Origin of the sequence: Mesorhizobium sp. M5C.F.Ca.IN.020.32.2.1 (assembly GCF_004023105.1) — a bacterium.
GTDB classification, from domain to species: domain Bacteria; phylum Pseudomonadota; class Alphaproteobacteria; order Rhizobiales; family Rhizobiaceae; genus Mesorhizobium; species Mesorhizobium wenxiniae.
Genome location: NZ_RZSX01000637.1, coordinates 1 through 3,834 on the forward strand (window position 1 = coordinate 1; position 3,834 = coordinate 3,834).

Below are 3,834 nucleotides of genomic sequence, written 5' to 3' on the forward strand. Positions count from 1 at the left end.
GGCAGCGGCCGTGCAGGCCAGCCGAAATCGGATCGATTGGTGGCCAGATCGCCTTGTCGTCGCTCATTGCGATACCTTAGTGCCCTTCGCCCCAAAAGATAAGGCGGCCACGTCGCCGCAGCCGCCTCGTCGATTTCGTCAAGAAGATGTCAGTGGCCTTCAATGACCGCGCCGCTCGAGGCCCAGACATAGATCGACGCGAACAGGAACAACCAGACCACGTCGACGAAGTGCCAGTACCACGCGGCCGCCTCGAAGCCGAAATGCTGCTTGGGCGTGAAATCGCCCTTGATCGCACGGACCAGGCAGACCAGCAGGAAGATCGTGCCGATGATGACATGGAAGCCGTGGAAGCCGGTCGCCATGAAGAAAGTAGCGCCGTAGATCGAATCCCTGAAGCCGAACGGGGCGTGAATGTACTCGTAAGCCTGCACCATGGTGAACAGCATGCCGAGACCGACGGTCAGCACCAGGCCGTTGATCAGCCCCTTGCGGTCGCCATGAATGAGCGCGTGGTGCGCCCAGGTCACCGTAGTGCCCGACAAAAGCAGGATGACGGTGTTGTAGAGCGGCAGGTGGAAGGGGTCGAGAACCTCGAGACCCTTCGGCGGCCATACACCGCCGGTGAAGGCGGCGCGGGCGTATTGCTGTGCCTCGCCGGGAAACAGGCTGGCGTCGAAGAAAGCCCAGAACCAGGCGACGAAGAACATCACCTCGGAAGCGATGAACATGATCATGCCGTAGCGTAGATGCAGCGACACGACACGCGTGTGGTGGCCTTCATGCGCTTCCTTGATGGTATCCGACCACCAGGCGTACATCGTGTAGATAACGATCAAAAGGCCGATGAAGAACAGCCACGGATTGGCGATGTTGAAGCCGAAGATCGGGAAATCGCCGCCCTTGAGATACTGCATGTAACAGACGCCGCCGATCGCGGTGACCAGCGCGCCGACCGAGCCAAGGAACGGCCACGGGCTCGGGTCGACGAGATGGTAGTCATGTTGTGGTTTTGCGTGCGCGTCTGCCATATCAACCCCCGAGGCTTCGTTCGGTATGTGAAACTTTGTTGCTTGTGCCTTCGGCCGGCGCCGACGACGCGACCGGTTTGTTCTTCTCGTTCCTCTCGACCGGGAACATCGTGTAGGACAGGGTAATCGTCTTCAGGTCCTTCAGTTCCGGCGCATTGACGATGTCGGGATCTACATAGAACACGACCGGCATGTCCAGCGTCTCGCCAGGCTTCAACGTCGTGTCGGTAAAGCAGAAACACTCGACCTTGTTGAAGTAAGATCCCGCCAGTTCCGGCTGCACGTTGAAGGTCGCGCGGCCGGTAGTCGCCCGGACGAACTTGTTGGTCGCGCTATAATGCGCCTGCGCCGTCTCGCCTATCTTGATGGTGATCGAGCGGTCGACTGGCTCAAACTGCCATGGCACGCCGACTGTGTTGGCGTCGAAGCGGATGGTGATATCGCGATCGAGTACGCGGTCGGCATATTGCTGCGTTGCGCGTTTCACGGTGCCGCCGTAACCGGTCGCCTGGCAGAACATCGCGTAGAGCGGCACCGCAGCATAGGCCATGCCGATCATGCCGCCGAAAAAGGCGATGCAGACGCCGGCGACGATGCGGTTGGTGTTCCGCTTTTGAGGATGGGTCACTGTTTTGCGGTTCATCTTGAGCCTCACATCGTTCCGGTGAGGTTGTGACCGAACTTCACGACGGTCGCGATATAGAAGATGACGACAAGCACCGCCAGCGCCAGGCCGATGGCTACCGAACGGTTGCGCCGGGCCTTCTGCTGGCGCTCGGTGAGCGTGACGAGTTCAAGTTTCTTATCGGCCATGGTCATGCTCCGCCCATGGCCAGCAAGCGCGCGACAACGCAGTCGGCAAGGTAGATGGCGAAGATGGCGAAGAGGTAGAGCAGTGAGTAGCCGAACAATGCCTTGGCCGGCTTCATCACATGGTCGTCGTCCGCCATCTGCAGCACCTTCCACGCATACCAGACAAAGCCGGCACCGAGCAGCACCGCAAAGACCCCATAGGCGGGCGTGGTGAAACCGAGCGCCCATGGCAGCACGCCAACCGGCGCGAGGATCAGCGCGTAGGCAAAGATCTGGCGTCGGGTCGAAGCCTGGCCGGCGACATTCGGCATCATCGGGATGCCGGCCCTGGCATAGTCCTCGGACTTGAAGAGAGCGAGCGCCCAGAAATGCGGCGGCGTCCACAGGAAGATGATCAGGAACAAGACGGCGCTTTCCAGGCTGACCGTTCCGGTCACCGCGGCCCAGCCGATCACCGGCGGAATCGCGCCGGCAGCACCGCCGATGACAATGTTCTGCGGCGTCCAGCGCTTCAGCCACATCGTGTAGACGACTGCATAGAAGAAGATGGTGAAGGCCAGCAGCGTCGCCGACAGCCAGTTAACAAGCACGCCGAGCGTCATCACCGACAGCACCGACAGCACCAGACCGAAACTCAACGCCTCGCCCGGCCGGATGCGGCCGGCCGGCACAGGACGGCCGGCGGTCCTGGTCATCACCGCATCGATATCGGCGTCATACCACATGTTGAGCGCGCCGGACGCACCAGCACCAATGGCAATAGCCAGGATGGCGATCACCGCCAGCAGCGGGTTGATGCTCACGGGGGCCGCGACCAAACCGACAAAGGCGGTGAACACCACCAGCGACATGACACGCGGCTTCAACAGGGCGAAGAAATCGCCCGCCGTTGCTTCCGACATGCGAAAGCCCGGTTCGTCAGTCAATGTGTCGTCGACAAGGGCCATGCGTACTTAGTCCATCATTCCGTTGGCCAAAACCGCCGGGCGGACCGGCGGTTCCGTATTCGCCCAGGCAGCCGCCTATTTGATCTTCGGCAGTTGTTCCCACTGGTGGAAGGGCGGCGGCGAAGGCAGCTGCCATTCGAGCGTCGTTGCACCCTCGCCCCATGGATTGGCGCCAGCTACCCGCTTCTTCTGGAACGCCTCGAACACGCCGTAGAGGAAGATGACCACGCCGACGGCGGAAATATACGAGCCGTAGGACGACACCATGTTCCAGCCGGCAAACGCATCCGGGTAGTCGATATAGCGGCGCGGCATGCCGGACAGGCCGAGGAAATGCTGCGGGAAGAAGACGAGGTTGACGCCGACGAAGGTGATCCAGAAGTGGGTGTTGGCGATGACAGGCGAATACATGTAGCCGGTCATCTTCGGGAACCAATAGTACCAGCCGGCGAAGATGGCAAAGACCGCGCCCAGCGACAGCACATAATGGAAATGCGCGACCACGTAGTAGGTGTCATGCAGCGGGCGGTCGAGACCGGCATTGGCAAGCTGGACGCCGGTAACGCCGCCGACAGTGAACAGGAAGATGAACCCAATCGCCCATAGCATCGGGGTTTTGAGCGAAATCGACCCGCCCCACATGGTGGCGATCCACGAGAATATCTTCACCCCCGTCGGCACCGCGATAACCATGGTGGCGAAGACGAAATAGCGCTGCGTGTCGAGCGACAGGCCGGTCGTGTACATGTGATGCGCCCAGACGATGAAGCCGACCGCACCGATCGCGACCATGGCATAGGCCATGCCGAGATAGCCGAAGATGGGCTTCTTCGAGAAAGTCGAGACGATGTGGCTGACGATGCCGAAGCCCGGCAGGATCAGGATGTAGACTTCCGGATGCCCGAAGAACCAGAACAGGTGCTGGAACAGGATCGGGTCGCCGCCGCCATCCGGCGCGAAGAAGGTGGTGCCGAAGTTGCGATCGGTCAAAAGCATGGTGATGCCGCCGGCCAGAACCGGAAGCGACAACAGCAGCAGCTGTC

5 protein-coding genes are annotated in these 3,834 nt (G+C 60.9%); all 5 read right to left on the reverse strand.

Features of this window, described 5'->3' with window-relative positions:
* Positions 1-149: 149 nt before the first annotated feature.
* A complete protein-coding gene (locus EOA86_RS25975) occupies positions 150-1,031 on the reverse strand; it encodes a cytochrome c oxidase subunit 3 (RefSeq protein WP_065006224.1) in 882 nt (293 codons plus the stop codon).
* 1 nt (position 1,032) lies between these two features.
* Complete coding sequence (locus EOA86_RS25980) at positions 1,033-1,674, reverse strand: cytochrome c oxidase assembly protein (RefSeq protein ID WP_128344307.1); 642 nt, start codon at positions 1,672-1,674, stop codon at positions 1,033-1,035.
* 8 nt (positions 1,675-1,682) lie between these two features.
* A complete protein-coding gene (locus tag EOA86_RS25985; protein WP_077381685.1) occupies positions 1,683-1,844 on the reverse strand; it encodes a hypothetical protein in 162 nt (53 codons plus the stop codon).
* 2 nt (positions 1,845-1,846) lie between these two features.
* Positions 1,847-2,791 (reverse strand): heme o synthase, encoded by a 945-nt coding sequence (locus EOA86_RS25990; RefSeq protein WP_128344309.1) that lies wholly within the window; start codon positions 2,789-2,791, stop codon positions 1,847-1,849.
* 75 nt (positions 2,792-2,866) lie between these two features.
* A partial coding sequence (locus EOA86_RS25995; RefSeq protein WP_206630132.1) for a cbb3-type cytochrome c oxidase subunit I occupies positions 2,867-3,834 on the reverse strand: 968 nt, incomplete at its 5' end.